The organism is Nonomuraea sp. NPDC050328, assembly GCF_044459405.1.
Lineage (GTDB): Bacteria > Actinomycetota > Actinomycetes > Streptosporangiales > Streptosporangiaceae > Nonomuraea.
Genome location: NZ_JBITIW010000005.1, coordinates 596,425 through 613,069 on the forward strand (window position 1 = coordinate 596,425; position 16,645 = coordinate 613,069).

17 protein-coding genes are annotated in these 16,645 nt (G+C 72.9%); 10 read left to right on the plus strand and 7 right to left on the minus strand.

What is annotated here, in order from left to right:
• Nucleotides 1-2: 2 nt before the first annotated feature.
• Entirely contained in the window at nucleotides 3-689 is a 687-nt protein-coding gene (locus ACIBG7_RS22465; RefSeq protein WP_397337469.1) for a DUF1707 domain-containing protein, read from the minus strand.
• An 80-nt stretch (nucleotides 690-769) separates the two neighbouring features.
• Here ACIBG7_RS22465 and ACIBG7_RS22470 point away from each other — a divergent pair, with 80 nt between their 5' ends.
• A complete protein-coding gene (locus ACIBG7_RS22470; protein ID WP_357921144.1) occupies nucleotides 770-2,128 on the plus strand; it encodes an ankyrin repeat domain-containing protein in 1,359 nt (452 codons plus the stop codon).
• Nucleotides 2,129-2,151: 23 nt separating this feature from the next.
• On the opposite strand, the gene ACIBG7_RS22475 is transcribed toward ACIBG7_RS22470, so the two are convergent.
• Both ACIBG7_RS22475 and ACIBG7_RS22480 read right to left on the minus strand, forming a co-directional pair.
• The gene (locus ACIBG7_RS22475; RefSeq protein WP_397337470.1) at nucleotides 2,152-3,042 is read right to left on the minus strand and encodes a maleylpyruvate isomerase family mycothiol-dependent enzyme; all 891 of its coding nucleotides are present in this window, start codon (nucleotides 3,040-3,042) and stop codon (nucleotides 2,152-2,154) included.
• Nucleotides 3,042-3,602: a sigma-70 family RNA polymerase sigma factor gene (locus ACIBG7_RS22480; RefSeq protein WP_357921150.1), complete on the minus strand. Its 561-nt coding sequence runs from the start codon at nucleotides 3,600-3,602 to the stop codon at nucleotides 3,042-3,044. The genes ACIBG7_RS22475 and ACIBG7_RS22480 overlap by 1 nt, the downstream gene beginning before the upstream one ends.
• 181 nt (nucleotides 3,603-3,783) lie before the next feature.
• On the opposite strand from ACIBG7_RS22480, the gene ACIBG7_RS22485 reads away from it, so the two are divergent.
• Both ACIBG7_RS22485 and glgX read left to right on the plus strand, forming a co-directional pair.
• Nucleotides 3,784-4,212, plus strand: coding sequence for an OsmC family protein (locus tag ACIBG7_RS22485; RefSeq protein WP_357921152.1), 429 nt, complete (start codon nucleotides 3,784-3,786; stop codon nucleotides 4,210-4,212).
• A gap of 51 nt (nucleotides 4,213-4,263) precedes the next feature.
• Nucleotides 4,264-6,384 carry a glycogen debranching protein GlgX gene (gene glgX, locus ACIBG7_RS22490; RefSeq protein ID WP_357921155.1) on the plus strand — a complete coding sequence of 707 codons (2,121 nt, stop codon included), beginning with the start codon at nucleotides 4,264-4,266 and terminating at the stop codon, nucleotides 6,382-6,384.
• Nucleotide 6,385: 1 nt separating this feature from the next.
• Here the strand turns inward: glgX and ACIBG7_RS22495 are convergent, their stop codons facing one another.
• Nucleotides 6,386-6,781 carry a hypothetical protein gene (locus ACIBG7_RS22495; RefSeq protein ID WP_357921158.1) on the minus strand — a complete coding sequence of 132 codons (396 nt, stop codon included), beginning with the start codon at nucleotides 6,779-6,781 and terminating at the stop codon, nucleotides 6,386-6,388.
• Nucleotides 6,782-6,914: 133 nt separating this feature from the next.
• Here ACIBG7_RS22495 and ACIBG7_RS22500 point away from each other — a divergent pair, with 133 nt between their 5' ends.
• The 3 genes from ACIBG7_RS22500 to ACIBG7_RS22510 are packed head-to-tail and all read left to right on the plus strand — an operon-like array spanning nucleotide 6,915 to nucleotide 9,132.
• The gene (locus ACIBG7_RS22500; RefSeq protein WP_357921161.1) at nucleotides 6,915-7,613 is read left to right on the plus strand and encodes a pyrimidine reductase family protein; all 699 of its coding nucleotides are present in this window, start codon (nucleotides 6,915-6,917) and stop codon (nucleotides 7,611-7,613) included.
• Nucleotides 7,610-8,755, plus strand: coding sequence for an ATP-dependent DNA ligase (locus tag ACIBG7_RS22505; protein WP_357921164.1), 1,146 nt, complete (start codon nucleotides 7,610-7,612; stop codon nucleotides 8,753-8,755). The genes ACIBG7_RS22500 and ACIBG7_RS22505 overlap by 4 nt, the downstream gene beginning before the upstream one ends.
• 26 nt (nucleotides 8,756-8,781) lie before the next feature.
• The gene (locus ACIBG7_RS22510; RefSeq protein ID WP_397337471.1) at nucleotides 8,782-9,132 is read left to right on the plus strand and encodes a hypothetical protein; all 351 of its coding nucleotides are present in this window, start codon (nucleotides 8,782-8,784) and stop codon (nucleotides 9,130-9,132) included.
• Nucleotides 9,133-9,139: 7 nt separating this feature from the next.
• Here the strand turns inward: ACIBG7_RS22510 and pgeF are convergent, their stop codons facing one another.
• Nucleotides 9,140-9,841: a peptidoglycan editing factor PgeF gene (gene pgeF / locus ACIBG7_RS22515; RefSeq protein WP_357921170.1), complete on the minus strand. Its 702-nt coding sequence runs from the start codon at nucleotides 9,839-9,841 to the stop codon at nucleotides 9,140-9,142.
• A gap of 69 nt (nucleotides 9,842-9,910) precedes the next feature.
• Between pgeF and ACIBG7_RS22520 the strand changes: the two genes are divergently transcribed.
• Genes ACIBG7_RS22520 through ACIBG7_RS22530 form a run of 3 tightly spaced genes read left to right on the plus strand, consistent with a single transcriptional unit; the run spans nucleotide 9,911 to nucleotide 14,260 of the window.
• Nucleotides 9,911-11,356, plus strand: coding sequence for an aldehyde dehydrogenase family protein (locus ACIBG7_RS22520; RefSeq protein ID WP_397337472.1), 1,446 nt, complete (start codon nucleotides 9,911-9,913; stop codon nucleotides 11,354-11,356).
• 8 nt (nucleotides 11,357-11,364) lie between these two features.
• Nucleotides 11,365-12,219, plus strand: a complete 855-nt coding sequence (locus ACIBG7_RS22525; protein WP_397337473.1) for a tetratricopeptide repeat protein — start codon at nucleotides 11,365-11,367, stop codon at nucleotides 12,217-12,219.
• Nucleotides 12,220-12,259: 40 nt separating this feature from the next.
• Complete coding sequence (locus ACIBG7_RS22530) at nucleotides 12,260-14,260, plus strand: acyl-CoA dehydrogenase (RefSeq protein ID WP_397337474.1); 2,001 nt, start codon at nucleotides 12,260-12,262, stop codon at nucleotides 14,258-14,260.
• On the opposite strand, the gene ligD is transcribed toward ACIBG7_RS22530, so the two are convergent.
• The gene (gene ligD, locus ACIBG7_RS22535; protein ID WP_397337475.1) at nucleotides 14,257-15,261 is read right to left on the minus strand and encodes a non-homologous end-joining DNA ligase; all 1,005 of its coding nucleotides are present in this window, start codon (nucleotides 15,259-15,261) and stop codon (nucleotides 14,257-14,259) included. The genes ACIBG7_RS22530 and ligD overlap by 4 nt on opposite strands.
• Nucleotides 15,262-15,636: 375 nt before the next feature.
• On the opposite strand from ligD, the gene msrB reads away from it, so the two are divergent.
• On the plus strand, nucleotides 15,637-16,038 hold the full coding sequence (msrB, locus tag ACIBG7_RS22540; RefSeq protein WP_357921187.1) for a peptide-methionine (R)-S-oxide reductase MsrB: 402 nt from the start codon (nucleotides 15,637-15,639) through the stop codon (nucleotides 16,036-16,038).
• A gap of 1 nt (nucleotide 16,039) precedes the next feature.
• On the opposite strand, the gene ACIBG7_RS22545 is transcribed toward msrB, so the two are convergent.
• Nucleotides 16,040-16,597: a hypothetical protein gene (locus ACIBG7_RS22545; protein ID WP_397337476.1), complete on the minus strand. Its 558-nt coding sequence runs from the start codon at nucleotides 16,595-16,597 to the stop codon at nucleotides 16,040-16,042.
• Nucleotides 16,598-16,645 lie beyond the last annotated feature (48 nt).

A 16,645-nucleotide genomic window follows, 5' to 3' on the forward strand; every position in this document is an offset into this window, starting at 1 on the left:
CGCTAGTCGATCTCGCGGCGGCGGCCCGTCCACGGGTTGTACTGGCCGCCGTGCAGGCCGTGGAGGCCGTCGTCGCCGACGAGGGCGCGCCAGTGCTCCCGCCAGGCGGACAGGCCGCGGCGGATCGGCTCGGCCTTGGAGTCGCCGATGATCTTGACGTCGCCCATCACGGCGTAGGCCTTGACGTGCACGACCGGGACGTCACGGCCGGGCTCGGCCTCCATGACGTCGACCTTCTTGTCCCCCATGATCGCGATGCCTTCGAGGTCGACGTCCACCCCGTCCGGCACGATGATCTTCACGTCGCCCATGACCGCGGTGGCCACGATGTCGATCCGGTTGCCGCGCACCTCCGCCTCGCGCAGGTCGAGCAGCACGTCGCCCATGACCGCGACGGCCCCGATCTCCGACTCCACCCGCCACTTGCCGCGCCGCTTGGAGTCGCCCATCACCGCCACGAACCAGCGCCGCTTGCGCTCGGTGTCCACCGGCTGCGGCGCGTACGGCGCGGCCGAGACGGCGGGCAGGTCCTGGGTGAGCAGGGCGAGTTCGGCCTGCGTGCTGGCCGTGTAGGCCGCCCCCGTGCGTTCGGTGAGCTCGACCAGGGTCAACCGGCCGTCCACGGAGGCCTGCTTGAGGAGCTCCACCACGGCCTCGCGCTCGGCGTCAGACGCGCGCACTTCGTCCATAAGACGCAACATATCGCGTTTGCCGCCCGCTGCGCGTCCTCCGAAGGAAGGACTTCCGTTTGCTACTAGGGTCCTGAGCTATGCATGAGGAAGAGCTCTACCAGGCGGCGCTGTCCGGCGATCTGACGAAGGTCCGCGGGCTGCTGGAGCGGGGCGCCGATCCGAACCAGCCCGTCGAGGAGGGCCTGCCGCTGTGCGCGGCGGCGGCCTGGGACCGGCTGGACGTCATCGCCGCCCTGCTGGAGGGCGGCGCCGAGGTGGCGGCCCGGGAGGCCGACGGCTGGCACCCGCTGATGTGGGCGGCGGCCAACGGCAACGCCGACGCCGCCCACGCGCTGATCGAGGCCGGGGCGCCGGTGGACGAGCCGAGCGAGGGCGGCGAGACGCCGTTGACGCTGGCCGCGCGCCGCGGCGCGCTGGGCGCGGTGCGGGTGCTGCTGGACGCCGGGGCCGACCCCGAGAAGGCCGACGGCGACGGGGACACCCCGCTCGACATCGCCTCGGCGTGGGTGGGCGTGCACCTGGAGACCGCGCTGCTCGACCAGATCGGGCAGGAGGGCTGGGAGTACGTGGTGACCCGCCAGTTCGCCAAGGACGGCACCGAGCTGGTCACCGTGCACGGCCGCTCGGCCGAGGGCGACAGCGAGCAGGTGCAGGCCCAGCGCGGGCACGCGGCGGTCGCGACGCTGCTGGAGGACGCCACCGGCCTGTACACCCCGGTCGCGCAGCTCGTGGCACGGGCGCTGGCGCACCGCGACGTGGACGAGGACGCCGAGACGTGGTGGGTGGTGGCCGACTCGCTGGGCCGGCGGGCCGGCACGAGCGACGCCGAGGAGACCTACGAGGCGCTGTCCACCCTGTGCGTGAGCGAGGACGCGCGCGAGCGGGAGTTCGGCGTCGACGCCATCGCCCAGTTCGGCGTGACCGAGGACGGCGACAAGCCCTACCGCGAGCGCACGCTGCCGCTGCTGCAGAAGATGGCCACCACCGAGGGCAACCCGCAGGTGCTGCGCTCGGTCCTGTCAGCGCTCGGCCACCAGGGCGACCCGCGGGCGCTGCCGCAGGTGCTGGAGATCATCGGCCGGCCCGGCCACAAGCGGACCATGACCGACGCCATCGCGCTGGCCGACGTGCTGCCTCCCGACGGCGGCGAGGGGCTGGAGCTGCTGATCGAGATGACCGCCGACGAGTCCGACGAGGTGCGCGACTGGGCGACCGCCGGGCTCGCCAACCAGGCGGCCGACACCCCGGCCATCCGGGAGGCGCTGGCCGCGCGGCTGGACGACAGCGACCTGCACACCGTCGCCGAGGCCTCGCGCGGGCTCGCCCAGCGGGGCGACGCGCGCGCCGAGGCGGGGATCAAGCGGGTGCTGGCCGAGAGCGACGACCCGTACGACCGCGAACTGGCCGTGGAGGCCCAGGCCCAGCTCGGCGCCTGACCGCCGGCTCTCCTGAGGGCGGGTCAGGGGCCGGACAGGGCCGGGGCGCTCCGGAGGACCTGCCTGGCCAGCTCGGTGTCGCCGCCGAGCCGGGCGGGCAGGCTCTCGGCCGACCCGCGCCCGCCCAGCAGGAAGCAGAACTCGACCACGTCCGCGCTGATCGACACGTCGGCGTCCGTCCCGGGCGGGTCGCCCAGGCCGAGCGGGACCTGCCACCGCCCGCCGCCGGGCCCGGTCAGCGTCAGCTCCAGCACGTGCCCCGAGCCGTCCAGCCCCGACACCGCCAGCGTCCACGGCAGCAGCCGCGCGCACAGGTCGGCCGTCGGGTGGATGTGCTCGGGCACCGGGTGCGGCAGCGCCAGCCTCGCCGTGCGCGCCGCGTCGTCGGCGTGCACCCACGTCTCCAGGCTCCGGGCGAGCACCTGGTCGCCCAGCGGGGCCTCCAGCCCGTCCACCCGGACCGGGGCCGCCGGGTCCAGGGTCGCCAGGTGCCGGCACAGCGCGTCGGCCTGCGCCCGCCAGTCGCGCCGCGTCTGCTCGGGGCTGCGGGCCCGCTCGTGCTCCTGGACCTGCGCGGTACGGCCCGCCGCGTCAAGCGCGCCGAGCGGCGGCCCCAGCACCGGAGCCCCCACCGCGTGCGCCAGCAGCCCGTCCTTGGCCGCCAAATGCGCCACGAGCTCCTGCAGCGTCCAGCCCTCGACGATGACGCGGTGCCAGTCGTCGTCGACCGCCGCGGCCAGCAGCGCGTCCATCGCCGCCACGCGCCCGGCGAACGGCTCGGCCCAGGGGGCGGTGCGCTCGGCGGGCCGGCGTCGCGCCCGCGCCCCGGCCAGGAGCTGGGGCCGCAGCGAACGGCCCGGCTCGGCCGGCTCGGCCGTCAGGGCGTCGAGGTACAGCCGCTCGACGGGGTCCATCACCCCTCCTCCTCGGTGAGCTCCTCGGCCAGGCGCCGCAGCGCCAGCCGGATCCGCGACTTCGCCGTGCCCTCCGGCACGCCCAGTTCCTGCCCGACCTGGCGGTAGCTCCGGCCGCCGTAGTAGGCCAGTTCCACGACCTCGCGCAGGGCGCCGGGCAGCCGGGTGACCGCCTGCCGTACCCGCTGGGCCTCGTCGGCGGCCAGCACGCGCTCCTCCAGCCGCGCCGGTTCCGGCTCGAAGAGCCGGGGACCCAGCACCGACACCCGGCGGCGCTCCTCGGACCGCACGTGGTCGACCGCGCGGCGGTGCGCGATGGTGGCCAGCCAGGCGCGTAAGGAACCGCGGCCGGGGTCGTAGGCCAGCGGGCGCTCCCAGAAGATCAGGAAGACCTCCTGGGTGATGTCCTCGGCGACCACCCGGTCGCGGGTGACGCGCGCGGCGAGGCCGAAGATCAGCGCGGAGAAGCGGTCGTAGGCCTCCCCGAGCGCCGCCTCCTCGCCGCCGACCACGCGCTGGTGCAGCAGGCGGTCGTCGTCCGGCGCCTCCACTGGCACCACACTCCCAGCGTTCCGGTGATCCGCTGACGCCACTGTCTGAGCATGTCACTATTCGCCGGAAAAGTTGAGGCGGATGGCCTACTCAGGGACGCGTCTCAAGCCGTGGGTGAAGGCGCAGGTGGTCCCGGCGATCGCGATATGTTCGGAGTCGTACGCGAAAGCTCTTGAAGGGATATAAGGCATGGCGACGACTCGCACCGCCACCACCCAGTGGAAGGGCGCCCTGCTCGACGGCTCCGGCACCGTCTCACTCGACTCCTCCGGCGTCGGCACCTTCGACGTCTCCTGGCCCTCCCGGGCCGAGGCGGCCAACGGCAAGACCTCCCCCGAGGAGCTCATCGCCGCGGCGCACTCCTCCTGCTTCTCGATGGCGCTGTCGCACGGCCTCAACGGCGCCGGCACCCCGCCGCAGTCGCTGGAGACCCGCGCGGACGTGACCTTCCAGCCGGGTGAGGGCATCACCGGCATCGTGATCACCGTCAAGGGCCAGGTGCCCGGCATCACCGCCGAGCAGTTCCAGCAGGCCGCCGAGACGGCCAAGGCCAACTGCCCGGTCAGCAAGGCGCTGACCGGCACGACCATCACGCTCGACGCCGAGCTCGTCGGCTGATTCCGCGGGTGGCGCTCGCCCGGCGGCTCTCGCGTGCGACAATCGGGACACATGCGAGAGGTTTGGCCGGGCGAGCCCTATCCACTCGGCGCCACCTGGGACGGGGTCGGCACCGGGTTCTCGGTGTTCTCCGAGGTCGCCGAGCGGGTCGAGCTGTGCCTGTTCCACGACGACGGCACTGAGGAGCGGGTCGACCTGCCCGAGGTCGACGGCTTCGTCTGGCACGGCTACCTGCCGGGCATCGTCCCCGGGCAGCGGTACGGCTACCGCGTCCACGGGCCCTACGAGCCGTCCCGAGGCGGGCGGTGCAACCCCGCCAAGCTGCTCATCGACCCGTACGGCAAGGCGATCGACGGCGACCTGGAGTGGAACGAGGCGCTGTTCTCCTACCACTTCACCGACCCCGCCAAGCGCAACACCGCCGACAGCGCCCCGTACATGCCGAAGAACGTGGTGATCAACCCGTTCTTCGAGTGGGGCAACGACCGCCCGCCCCGCACGCCGTACCACCAGACGGTCATCTACGAGGCGCACGTGCGCGGCCTGACGATGCGTCACCCGGCCGTGCCCGAGGAGCAGCGCGGCACCTACGCGGGCCTCGCGCACCCGGCGATCATCGAGCACCTGCTGGCCATGGGCGTGACCGCGGTCGAGCTCATGCCTGTGCACCACTTCGTGCCCGAGCACTTCCTGGTGGCGCGCGGGCTGACGAACTACTGGGGCTACAACACGATGGCCTACCTGGCCCCGCACGCCGCCTACTCCAGCGCGGGCACCCGCGGCGAGCAGGTGCTGGAGTTCAAGGCGATGGTGCGCGCGCTGCACGAGGCGGGCATCGAGGTCATCCTGGACGTGGTCTACAACCACACCGCCGAGGGCGACCACATGGGCCCGACGCTGGGCTTCCGCGGCATCGACAACCCGGCCTACTACCGGCTGCACGACGGGGACCGGCGCTACTACCTCGACTACACCGGCTGCGGCAACTCGCTCAACGTGCGCTCGCCGCACGCGCTGCAGCTCATCATGGACAGCCTGCGCTACTGGGTGCTGGACATGCACGTGGACGGCTTCCGCTTCGACCTGGCCGCGGCGCTGGCGCGCGAGCTGCACGACGTCGACCGGCTCAGCGCCTTCTTCGACCTGATCCAGCAGGACCCGGTGATCTCGCAGGTGAAGCTGATCGCCGAGCCGTGGGACGTGGGGCCGGGCGGCTACCAGGTGGGCAACTTCCCGCCGCTGTGGACGGAGTGGAACGGCAAGTACCGCGACGCGGTCCGCGACTTCTGGCGCGGGCATGCCGTACTGCCGGAGTTCGCCTCGCGGCTGTCGGGCTCCTCCGACCTGTACGCCTCCTCGGGCCGCCGCCCGGTGGCCTCGATCAACTTCGTCACCTGCCACGACGGCTTCACCCTCACCGACCTGGTCTCCTACGACCGCAAGCACAACGAGGACAACGGCGAGGACAACCGCGACGGCACCGACGACAACCGCTCCTGGAACTGCGGCGCGGAGGGCCCGGTCGAGGACCCGGACATCGTCCGGCTGCGCCGCCGCCAGCGCCGCAACCTGCTGGCCACGCTCTTCCTGTCGCAGGGCGTCCCGATGCTCTCGCACGGCGACGAGCTCGGGCGCACCCAGCTCGGCAACAACAACGGCTACTGCCAGGACAACGAGCTGACCTGGGTGGACTGGTCGATGATCGAGCGCGAGGGCGACCTGCTGGCCTTCGTCCGCAACCTGGCGAAGCTGCGCCGCGAGCACCCGGTCTTCCAGCGCCGCCGCTTCTTCCGCGGCAGCGCGCGCGGGCTGCGCGACCTGGTCTGGCTGACCCCGGCCGGGCGGGAGATGAGCGCCGGCGACTGGCAGACCGGCTACGCCCGCGCGATGGGGGCCTTCCTCAACGGCGAGGCGATCACCGAGCCGGGACCGCGCGGCGAGCGCATCGTGGACGACTCGTTCCTGCTGCTGATCAACGCCCACCACGAGGACATGACCTTCACCCTGCCGGGCGAGGAGTTCGGCGCGTTCTGGGTGACCGAGCTCGACACCAGCGACGAGCTCTCCCGCGACGAGCCGTTCCCGGACGAGCACTGGACGCCCGGCTCGCTGGTCGCGGTCACCTCGCGCAGCGTCCAGGTGCTGCGCCACCCGCGTTCCGGGCGCGCCTGAGCTAGACCCGCGCGGCGGTCAGCAGCACCAGCACGAACGTGGTCAGCCCGGCCAGGCCGTGCACCGCCACGGCCACCAGCGGGAAGCCGCGCTCGGCGCCCTTGGCGTGCCGTCCGGCGCCGAGCCAGCGGGTGAACATGGTGAAGCCCAGCAGCGCGGCGACGGTGAGCACGCCGAAGGCGGCCCATGCCATGGAGCCGGCGCCGGTGACCAGGAAGATCCCCCAGCAGACCAGCGCGCTGACCGCGAAGACGGGGTGGGAGAAGATCAGCAGCACCGGGAAGCGCGTGACCTTCGTGGCCTGCTGCCGTAAACCGCCCCCGGAGAGCCAGATGTAGAGCAGGTAGACCCCGACCAGCGCGGCGACCAACCACGGCACGAGAGTGACCAGCCCCAACCGAGCCTCCCTGGAGTCCCTGATCTCACTCGCCACGTAAGCACATCAGCGCACGTACGTCACGAGATACGGGCAAAGTGCTATGGCCGCCCCGAAAAGCCACCGGTCCGTGGCCGTGTGTCAAGGTAGACGGGTGCGTCGAATCTTTCCCGACCCGGCCGAGGACCCCGACCTGATCCAGGCCTACGCCTATCCGGTCGACCACTGGCTGCGGGTCAACATGGTGGCCAGCGCCGACGGGGCCGCATGGGTGAAGGGCCTGTCCGGTGGCCTGTCCGGCAAGGGCGACCGGCGCATCTTCGGGGTCCTGCGCGGGCTGGCCGACGTGATCGTCGCCGGCGCCGCGACCGTCCGCGCCGAGGGGTACGGCCCGGCCAAGCCGCGCGAGGGCCGGGAGGTGCCGCCGCCGATCGCGGTGGTGACCCGGCGGATGGACCTCGACCTGGGCGGCACGCTGTTCACCGAGGCCCGCACCCGGACGATCGTGATCACCTGCGAGGCGGCGCCGCGCGACCGGGTCGAGGCGGCGGCCGAGCTGGCCGACGTGATCGTCGCCGGTGGCGACCGGGTGGACTTCCCCGCGGCCGTGGAGTTCCTGCGGATGCGCGGGCTGACCCGCATCCTGTGCGAGGGCGGCCCGCGGATCAACGCCCAGCTCGCCGCCGACGACCTGATCGACGAGCTGTGCCTGACGGTGAGCCCGCTGTTGATCGGCGGCGTCGCGGCCCGCATCCTGAACGGCGAGGCGTCGCACGTGCCGCTCCGCCTCACCCAGGTCTTGGAGGAGGATGGGGTCCTCTTCCAGCGATATGTACGGGAGCGTGCCCGATGACCCAGCCGATCGACCCGTACGAGGACCTCCAGCTCGACCTGCCGGTCATGCCGCCGGTCGCGCCGATGCTGGCCAAGGCGGTCAAGGCGATGCCCAAGCAGGACGGCACGCTGTTCTACGAGCCCAAGTGGGACGGCTTCCGCTGCATCGTCTTCCGCGACGGCGACGAGGTCTTCCTGGGCAGCCGCAACGAGCGGCCCTTCACCCGCTACTTCCCCGAACTGGTCGAGGCGATCCGCAAGGAGCTGCCGGACAAGTGCGTGCTGGACGGCGAGATCGTCCTGCGGCAGGGGCAGGAGCTCGACTTCGAGATGCTCCAGCAGCGCATCCACCCGGCCGCCTCGCGGGTGAAGATGCTGGCCGAGACCTACCCGGCCTCCTACATCGCCTTCGACCTGCTCGCGCTGGGCGAGGAGTCGCTGATGGAGACGCCCTTCGCCGAGCGCCGCGCCCGGCTCGTGACGATCTTCCCCGGCGAGTCCGACCCTGCCCGGTCGGTACGGCTGACGCCGGTCACCACCAACGAGGAGCGCGCCGGCGAGTGGTTCGAGATGTTCGAGGGCGCCGGCCTCGACGGCATCATCGTCAAGCCCGGCACCGAGCCGTACGTGCCGGACAAGCGCACCATGTTCAAGGTCAAGCACGACCGCACCGCCGACGTGGTGGTCTGCGGGTACCGCGAGCACAAGAGCGGGCCGATCGTCGGCTCCATCCTGCTCGGGCTCTACAGCCCGGACGGCAAGCTCCACCACGTGGGCGTGGCCGCCTCCTTCCCGATGGCGCGCCGGGCCGAACTCGTCGAGGAGCTCGCGCCCTACCGGGCCGAGCTGGGCGAGCACCCGTGGGGCGAGTGGGCCGACCAGGCGATCCGCAACATGGGCGAGGCGGCGGCCACCCCCTCGCGCGGCGGGCAGCGCATGCCCGGCGCGGTGTCGCGGTGGAACGCCAAGAAGGACCTGTCGTTCATCCCGCTCCGGCCCGAGCTGGTGATGGAGGTCGCCTACGACCAGATGGAGGGCGACCGGTTCCGGCACACCGCCCACTTCCGGCGCTGGCGGCCCGACCGCACCCCCGAGTCCTGCACCTACGAGCAGCTCGAACGGCCGGTGGGGTACCAGCTCGACGACATCCTCGCGCGGTGATCGCCCGGCCGACGTAGGCTCGCGGCATGACCACCCCCTCGCCCGGGGACGAGCTCCGGGCCGCCGTCTCCGCTCGCCGCGACCTCGGACCCGAGTTCGAGGACGCCTTGGTGGAGTCCTTCCTCGACAAACTCGGCAGCGAGGTCGACCGGCGCGTCGATCAGCGGGTCGCCGCCGCCGAGGTCGCTGCCCCGGCCACCCGCGACGGCCGGTCCGACGGCATGCGGCTGGCGCTGGCGATCGTCTCGCTGGCGCTGGGCACGATCGTCACCATCGCCATCCTCGCGACCACCAAGGGCGCGCTCGCGCTGATCCCGGTGTGGGCGGGGATCGTGCTGGTGAACGTGGTGTTCACCCAGTCCACCCGCAAGCCGTAGCCCGCGCTCAGGTGAGCCAGACCAGGCCGGCGAACCGGCCGGTGACCTGCTCCCGGCGGTGGGAGTAGAGCGCCTCGTCCTCGATGGTGCAGCGCGCGTCGTGCCGGACGTCGGAGACGCCCGCGGCGCGCAGCTGGGCCTCGATGCCAGCCCGCAGGTCGAGGGCGGGGGTGCCCCAGGACGTCGTGGACCAGGTCTCCGGCACCTTGGCGGCCACCCGGGCCCGCAGGTCCTCGGGCACCTCGTAGCAGCGCCCGCACGCCCCCGGGCCCACCAGGGCGACCAGGTCGCGGGCGCCCTTGGCCCGCATGGCCTCGACCAGGGCGGTGGCGATGCCCGCCTCGGTGCCCGGGCGGCCGGAGTGGGCCGCGCCCACCAGGCGGGCCACCGGGTCCCCGATCAGGATCGCCGGGCAGTCGGCGCCCAGCGAGGCCAGGGCCAGGCCGGGCACGTCGGTGAAGACGCCGTCCACCGGGGGCGGGTCGGCGCCGAAGGGCTGGGCGGCGTAGGCGATGTCCGCGCCGTGGACCTGGCGCATGAACACGATGCCGTGCACGCCCAGCTCGGCGGCCAGGGCCTCGCGGTTGCCGCGGACGGCCTCGGGGGTGTCGCCCACCAGCCCGCCCAGGTTCCGTGAGCCGTAGGGCGGGGTGGACAGGCCGCCGTGCCGATCGGTGACGGCCACCTGCACGCCGGGTGCGAGAAGCATGCCGCCCAGCATAGAACGCGCCCGCCGATCGCCTGGCCCAGCCTCTCCCTCGCACTGACAAGCAAGCGTATGCTTGGTGACGTGATCGTCTACCGCAACCTGATCGGCGGCGAGCTCCGGCCCGCCGCCGACGGCCGCACACTCGACTCGGTCAACCCCGCCACCGGCGAGACCTGGGCCCGCATCCCCCGCAGCGGACCCGCCGAGGCCGAGGCGGCGGTGGCCGCGGCCAGGGCGGCCCTCCCCCGCTGGGCAGCCATGCCCGCCCTGGGCAGGGCCCGGTACCTGCGCCAGGTGGCCGACCTGTTCACCCGGCACGCCGACGAGCTGGCCAGGCTGGAGACGACCGACAACGGCCGCGTGCTCCGCGACACCCTGCACCGCGACCTGCCCGGCATGGCCTTCCTGTGGCAGCTCGCCGCCGGCCAGGTGCTGGACGCGGTCAAGGGCGACACCGTCCTGCTCGGCCCGGACGCGCTCGGGCTGACCCGGCGCGAGCCGTACGGGGTGGTGGCCTGCGTGATCCCCTGGAACTCCCCCGTCTCCACCTTCTCCGCCAAGGCGGCCTTCGCGCTGGCCGCGGGCAACACCGTGGTGGTCAAACCCGCCGAGCAGGCCAGCGCGTCGGTGCTGCGCCTGGCCGAACTGCTGGCGGAGGTCTTCCCGCCCGGCGTGCTCAACATCGTCGCGGGCCTGGGCGAGGAGGTGGGCGAGGCGCTGGTGGGGCACCGCGGCGTGCAGAAGGTCAGCCTGACCGGCTCCACCGAGACCGCCCTGCGCATCACCCGTACGGCCGGCGTCAAGCCGATGACCTTCGAGCTCGGCGGCAAGTCCCCGGTGATCGTCTTCGACGACGCCGACCTCGACCGCGCCGTGGACGGGGTGACGGTCAACTCGATCTACACCGGCAACGCCGGCCAGGTCTGCGTGGCCGGCAGCCGCATCCTGATCCACCGCCCGATCTGGGCGGAGCTGATCCAGCGCATCGCCGAGCGGGCCGGCAAGCTCGTCCTGGGCGAGCCGCTGGACCTGGCCACCGAGATGGGCCCGATCGTCTCGCGCGAGCAGTACCGGCGGGTGGTCTCCTACCTGGAGCTGGCCGAGGCGGAGGGCGCGGAGCGGGTGTTCGGCGGGCGGTACGGCGCGGCGGTGGTCGAGGCGCTGCCGGGCGGCTACTGGGTCGAGCCGGCGCTCTACACCACCACCGACAACGGCCTGCGGATCTGCCAGGAGGAGATCTTCGGCCCGGTCGCGGTGGCCCTGCCGTTCGACACCGAGGCCGAGGCCGTACGGCTGGCCAACGACTCCCGCTACGGCCTGGCCGCCGGGGTCTGGACCCGTGACCTGGGCCGGGCCCATCGGATGATCCGCGATCTGGAGGCCGGCACGGTCTGGGTGAACACCCACCGGCAGATGCCGCCCGGGCTGCCCTTCGGCGGTGTCAAGGACAGCGGCTACGGTCACGACGCGATGATCGAGTACACCCGGGAAAAGGCGGCGATCATCCAGATATAGTCCGTGCCATGGCCGAGCTTTCCGTGGCGGAAGCCCAGTCGCGGGCATCGCTGCTGCGTTTCCGCGCCGAGTCCTATCTCGCCCTGCACCGCCGCGACGACGCCCTCGCCGACCTGAGCCAGGCGATCGAGCTGGTTCCGGACGACCCGCGCGCCTGGCGCAGCCGGGGCGAGTGCCACCGGCTCAGCGGCGAGTACGAGGCGGCGCTCGCCGACTTCGGCCAGGCGCTCAAGCTGGACCCGGACAGCGCCTACGCGCTCGGCTCACGCGGTCAGGCGTACGCCGCGCTCGGCAACGCCGCCGCGGCGGTCGCCGACTTCGAGCGGGCGCTGGCGCTGGAGCCGGAGACGGCGTGGATCCTGACCTCCTACGCCGACGTCCTGGCCGACCTCGGCCGTTTCGAGGACGCCCTGGCGGTGCACAAGCGGATCATCGGCCGGTACGGCACCGCCGACGCCTACGCGCACCGGGGCGACCTCTACCAGAGCATGGACCTCTACCCCGAGGCGATCGAGGACTTCACCCGGGCCGTCGAGGCCGACCCGGCCCATGCCCGGGCCTACGCGCAGCGCGGGGAGTCGCTGCGCATGCTCGGCCGGGACGAGGAGGCGCTGGCCGACCTCAACCGCTCGCTGGAGCTCGACCCCGACAACGAGCGCACCCTGGGCAGCCGGGGCGCGGTGCTCAGCGACCTGGGACGGCCGGAGGAGGCGCTGGCCGACCTCGACCGGGCGGTGGAGCTCGACCCCGGGTACGTGTGGGCCTTCCGGGTGCGCGGGGAGATCCTGCAGGAGCTCGACCGGCACGAGGAGGCGATCGCCGACTTCTCGCGGGCACTGGAGCTGGAGTTCGGTGAGGCGTAGACACGTGGACAAGGACCGAACAAGGTTCTAGATTCGCCGCATGGGCATCGGACTGACCGACGAACACCGCGCGCTGGCCGCCTCCGCCGCCGGATCGGCCCGCAAGGGCGACCTGCTGCGGCCCGAATGGACGGGCCTGCACGTGCCTGAGGAGTTCGGCGGGCAGGGGTTCGGGCTGCTGGAGCTCTGCGTGGCGCTCGAAGCGGTCGGCGAGGACCTCGACTCCGGCCCGTTCCTGGCCACCGCCCTGGTCTCCGCCGTCCTGACCCGCACCGCCGAGCCCGCCCGCTGGGCCGCGCAGCTCGGCGGCCTGGCCGGGGGCACGCTCACCGCCGCCGCCGGCCTGCTGCCGGGCCGCGCGCTCGGCTCCCCCGACGCCGACCTGTTCCTGCTGCCGACCCCGAACGGCTGGGCCCTGCTCGACCGGCCGGACGCCGCCACCTCGGACAGGGCGGAGAACGGGCTCGATCTGGACCGGCCGTTCTTCGCCGCCGTGCCGCTGGCCGTACCGGCGGAGCGGCTGGTCGGTGAGGCGCCGGTGAAGGAGCTGGCAGCCGTGCTGCTGGGCGCGGAGGCGTGCGGGGTGGCCGCCTGGGCGGTGCGCACCGCGACCGGCCACGCCAAGGTCCGCGAGCAGTTCGGCCGCCCGATCGGCCAGTTCCAGGGCGTCAAGCACCGCGTCGCCGCCGCCTTCGTCGCCCTCGAACAGGCGCGGGCCGCGGTCTGGGACGCCGCCCGGGCCTGGGACGAGGGCGACACCCCGCAGACCCGCCTGGCCACCGCCGTCGCCGCCGTCCTCGCCCCTGACGCGGCCGTCGGCTGCTGCGCCGACGCCATCCAGGTGCTCGGCGGCCTCGGCTACACCTTCGAGCACCCCGCCCACCGCTACTACCGCCGCGCCCTGACCACCCGCCGCCTCACCGCGGGCCCGTGGGCCGAGCAGACCCTCGACCTGGCCCTCTCCGGGGTACGGCGGAGCATGGACCCGGACCTGCCGCCCGAGGCCGAACCCCTGCGCGAGGAGCTGGCCGGGATCGCCGCCGAGCTGCGCGCCGCCGAGCCCCTCGACCGGCTGGCCCGCTTCGCCCGGGACGGCTGGATCATGCCCCACCTGCCCCGCCCCTGGGGCCGCGCCGCCACCCCGCTGGAGCAGGTGATCATCCACCAGGAGTTCCCCAAGCGCCCCAACCTCGGCATCGCCGCCTGGGCCGTCCCCTCCATCGTCCGGTACGGCACGCCCGAGCAGCAGCACCGTTTCCTGTCCCGCACCTTCACCGGCGAGCTGGTCTGGTGCCAGCTCTTCAGCGAGCCCGGCGCCGGCTCCGACCTGGCCGGGCTGTCCACCAGGGCGGTGCGGGTCGAGGGCGGCTGGTCGCTGACCGGCCAGAAGGTCTGGACCTCGCTGGCCCAGTACGCCCACTGGGGCATCTGCCTGGCCCGTACCAGCCCCGACCGGCCCAAGCACGAGGGCCTCACCTACTTCCTCGTCGACATGGCCGACCCCGGCGTCACCGTCCGCCCGCTGCGCGAGATCAACGGCGAGGAGATCTTCAACGAGGTCTTCCTGGACGACGTCTTCGTCCCCGACGACCTCGTGGTCGGCGAGGTCGACCAGGGCTGGCGGGTCGCCCGCGACACCCTCTCCCACGAGCGTGTCGCCCTGGGCGACTCCTGGGGCCCCGGCGCCCGGCACACCGACCTCGCCCGCCTGCTCGCCGAGCTCCCCGGCACCCGCCAGGCCGACCGCGAGCGCGCCGGCCGCCTCTGGGCCGAGGGTCAGGCCACCTCGGCCCTGGGCCTGCGCGTCACCCTGTCCCAGCTCGCCGGCGCCGACCCCGGCCCGGCCTCCAGCGTCCGCAAGCTCCTCGGCATGCGCCACTCCCAGGCCGTCGCCGAGTTCTGCTGGTCCCTCGCCCCGGACGACCCGCACTGGTCCCGCATGATCCTCGCCACCCGCGCCTTCACCATCGGCGGCGGCACCACCGAGATCCAGCTCAACATCATCGCCGAACGAGCCCTCGGCCTCCCCCGCGACCCTTAGTCCTCCTGGTGGCGGGCGCGGCTGGGCTGGACGCGCATGGGCTCGCCGGGCATCTTCGGGTAGTTGGGCGGGTAGGGGAGGTCGCCGCGGTCGTCCTTGGCGAACAGGTCGAGGAGGGGGTCGAGGGAGTAGGCCTGGTCGTCGATGGTGGCGTGGACGTCGCCGAGCTCGGCGAAGCGGGCCGGGACGGTGCGGACGGTGAAGGACTCGGGGTCCACGGTCTCCAGTTCCTCCCAGGTGACGGGCGTGGAGACCTGGGCGTTGGGCTTGGCGCGCACGGAGTAGGCGGCCACGACGGTGCGGTCGCGGGCGTTCTGGTTGAAGTCGATGAAGACGCGCTCGCCGCGCTCCTCCTTCCACCAGGCGGTGGTGACCCGGTCGGGGGCCCGGTCGGCGATGGCGCGGGCCAGGGCGATGCCGGCGTGCCGTACCTGGACGAAGTCCCAGCGCGGCTCGATCCGCACGGCCACGTGCACGCCGCGGCTGCCGGAGGTCTTGGGGTAGCCGGTCATGCCGAGGTCGGCGAGGACGTCACGGCAGAGGAAGGCGGCCTCGCGGACGGCGTCGAAGCCGAGGCCGGGCTGCGGGTCGAGGTCGACGCGCAGTTCGTCCGGGTGCTCGACGTCGGCGGCACGCACCTGCCAGGGGTGGAAGTCGATCGTGCCCAGGTTGGCGCAGTAGGCGATCGAGGCCACCTCGGTGACGCGCAGCGAGTCGGCGGTGCGCCCGCTGGGGAAGCGCACGGTGACCGTCTGCAGCCAGTCGGGGTGCTTGGGCGGCATGCGCTTCTGGTAGATCGCGTCGGTGTGGATCCCGTCCGGGTGCCGTTTGAGGTTGGTCGGGCGGTCGCGCATGGCGCGCAGGGCGCCCTCGCCGACGGCGATGTAGTACTCGACCAGTTCGCGCTTGGTGATCCCGGCTTCCGGGAAGTACACCTTGTCGGGGTTGGTGACCTTGACGGTCCGTTCCCCCACTTCCAGCTCAATGTACGGCGAGGCCATGGCAGCAACCTACCCCCAGGATCATCGCAAGGCCCCCTTGTGGTGGCCGCCGGGCACGCGGGTGTCCACGGCGGGGCGGGGCGGCGGAAGGCGGGTCCGGCCCGGAGCCGCACGATGGCGGGACCGGGGCTCGACGGGCCGGACCCCAGGCGACCACTCGGTCCCGCCGTTCCGGACGCTGGCGCGCCGCCCGGCCGGCCTGTCGATCCTGCCGTCGGCTCCAGCACGGGCGTGGGCTGTGCCGCTCGGCGGATCCGCCGATGGTCCCCTTGGAGAGGCACTCAACCCCTCCATGACGATAAAGACGCAGAATCCCCCCGGAATGGATGCTTGTCCGATGGAGATCTCTTTTTGCGGACACCGTAGGCTGAGGTCATGGACAAGGTGGTCAAGACCGACGCCGAGTGGCGGGTCCAGCTCTCGCCAGAGGAGTTCCACGTGCTCCGGCAGGCCGGCACCGAGCGGCCGTTCTCCGGCGAGTACGTGGACACCAAGACCGAGGGCGTCTACGAATGCCGCGCCTGCGGGGCCGAACTGTTCCGCTCGGACGCCAAGTTCGACTCGCACTGCGGCTGGCCCAGCTTCTTCGAGCCGGGCGATTCCGAGGCGGTCCGGCTGATCGAGGACCGCAGCCACGGCATGGTCCGCACCGAGGTGCGCTGCGCCCGCTGCGACTCGCATCTCGGGCACGTCTTCCACGGCGAGGGCTATTCGACGCCGACCGACGACCGGTACTGCATCAACTCGGTGTCGCTGCGGCTGGTGCCGGCCGAGTAGGTCACCGGCCCGGTTCGGGGTGGGTGACCCGGCAGTTGCCGTCGCCGGGGCCGAGGATGTTGGCCAGGACGGGGTTGCCGTTCTCGCCGAACTCGGCCTGGACGAAGACCACGGGGTCGGCGACGCCCTGCTCCTTCAGGTACTCGACCCCGCGCTCGCACAAAGTGAGCGCGGGTGCGGAGTTGTTCGCCGACTCCGGCAGGTCGGTGTAGATGCGTAAATATCCGCCGACCGTGCGCACGTCCTTGATGCGCTTGACCGCCTTGTCCGCCGGGCCCCACCGCCGGGTGAAGTAGGCCGCGGCCTTGCGGTCGGTGTGCTTGGACGCTCGGGCCGGCTTGTCCGGCGTCTTGGAGGCCGCCAGAGCGGGGGTCTCGTCGACGATCACCGGGACCACCCGGCCGGGGGCCGCCGCCGCGACGGCCGGGCCGGACTGCTCCACCGTGCCGAGGACGAGGTATCCGCCTCCGGCGAGGCCCGCCGCCGTCAGGACGGACAGAGCGAGCCCCCAGCGACCACGCGCCGCCCGACGACGGCGTCCACCACTGGAACGTGCCACCTGCCGATTGTGGCAAAAGCCGTCCGGCGCCGCCTGCCGTACGACCAA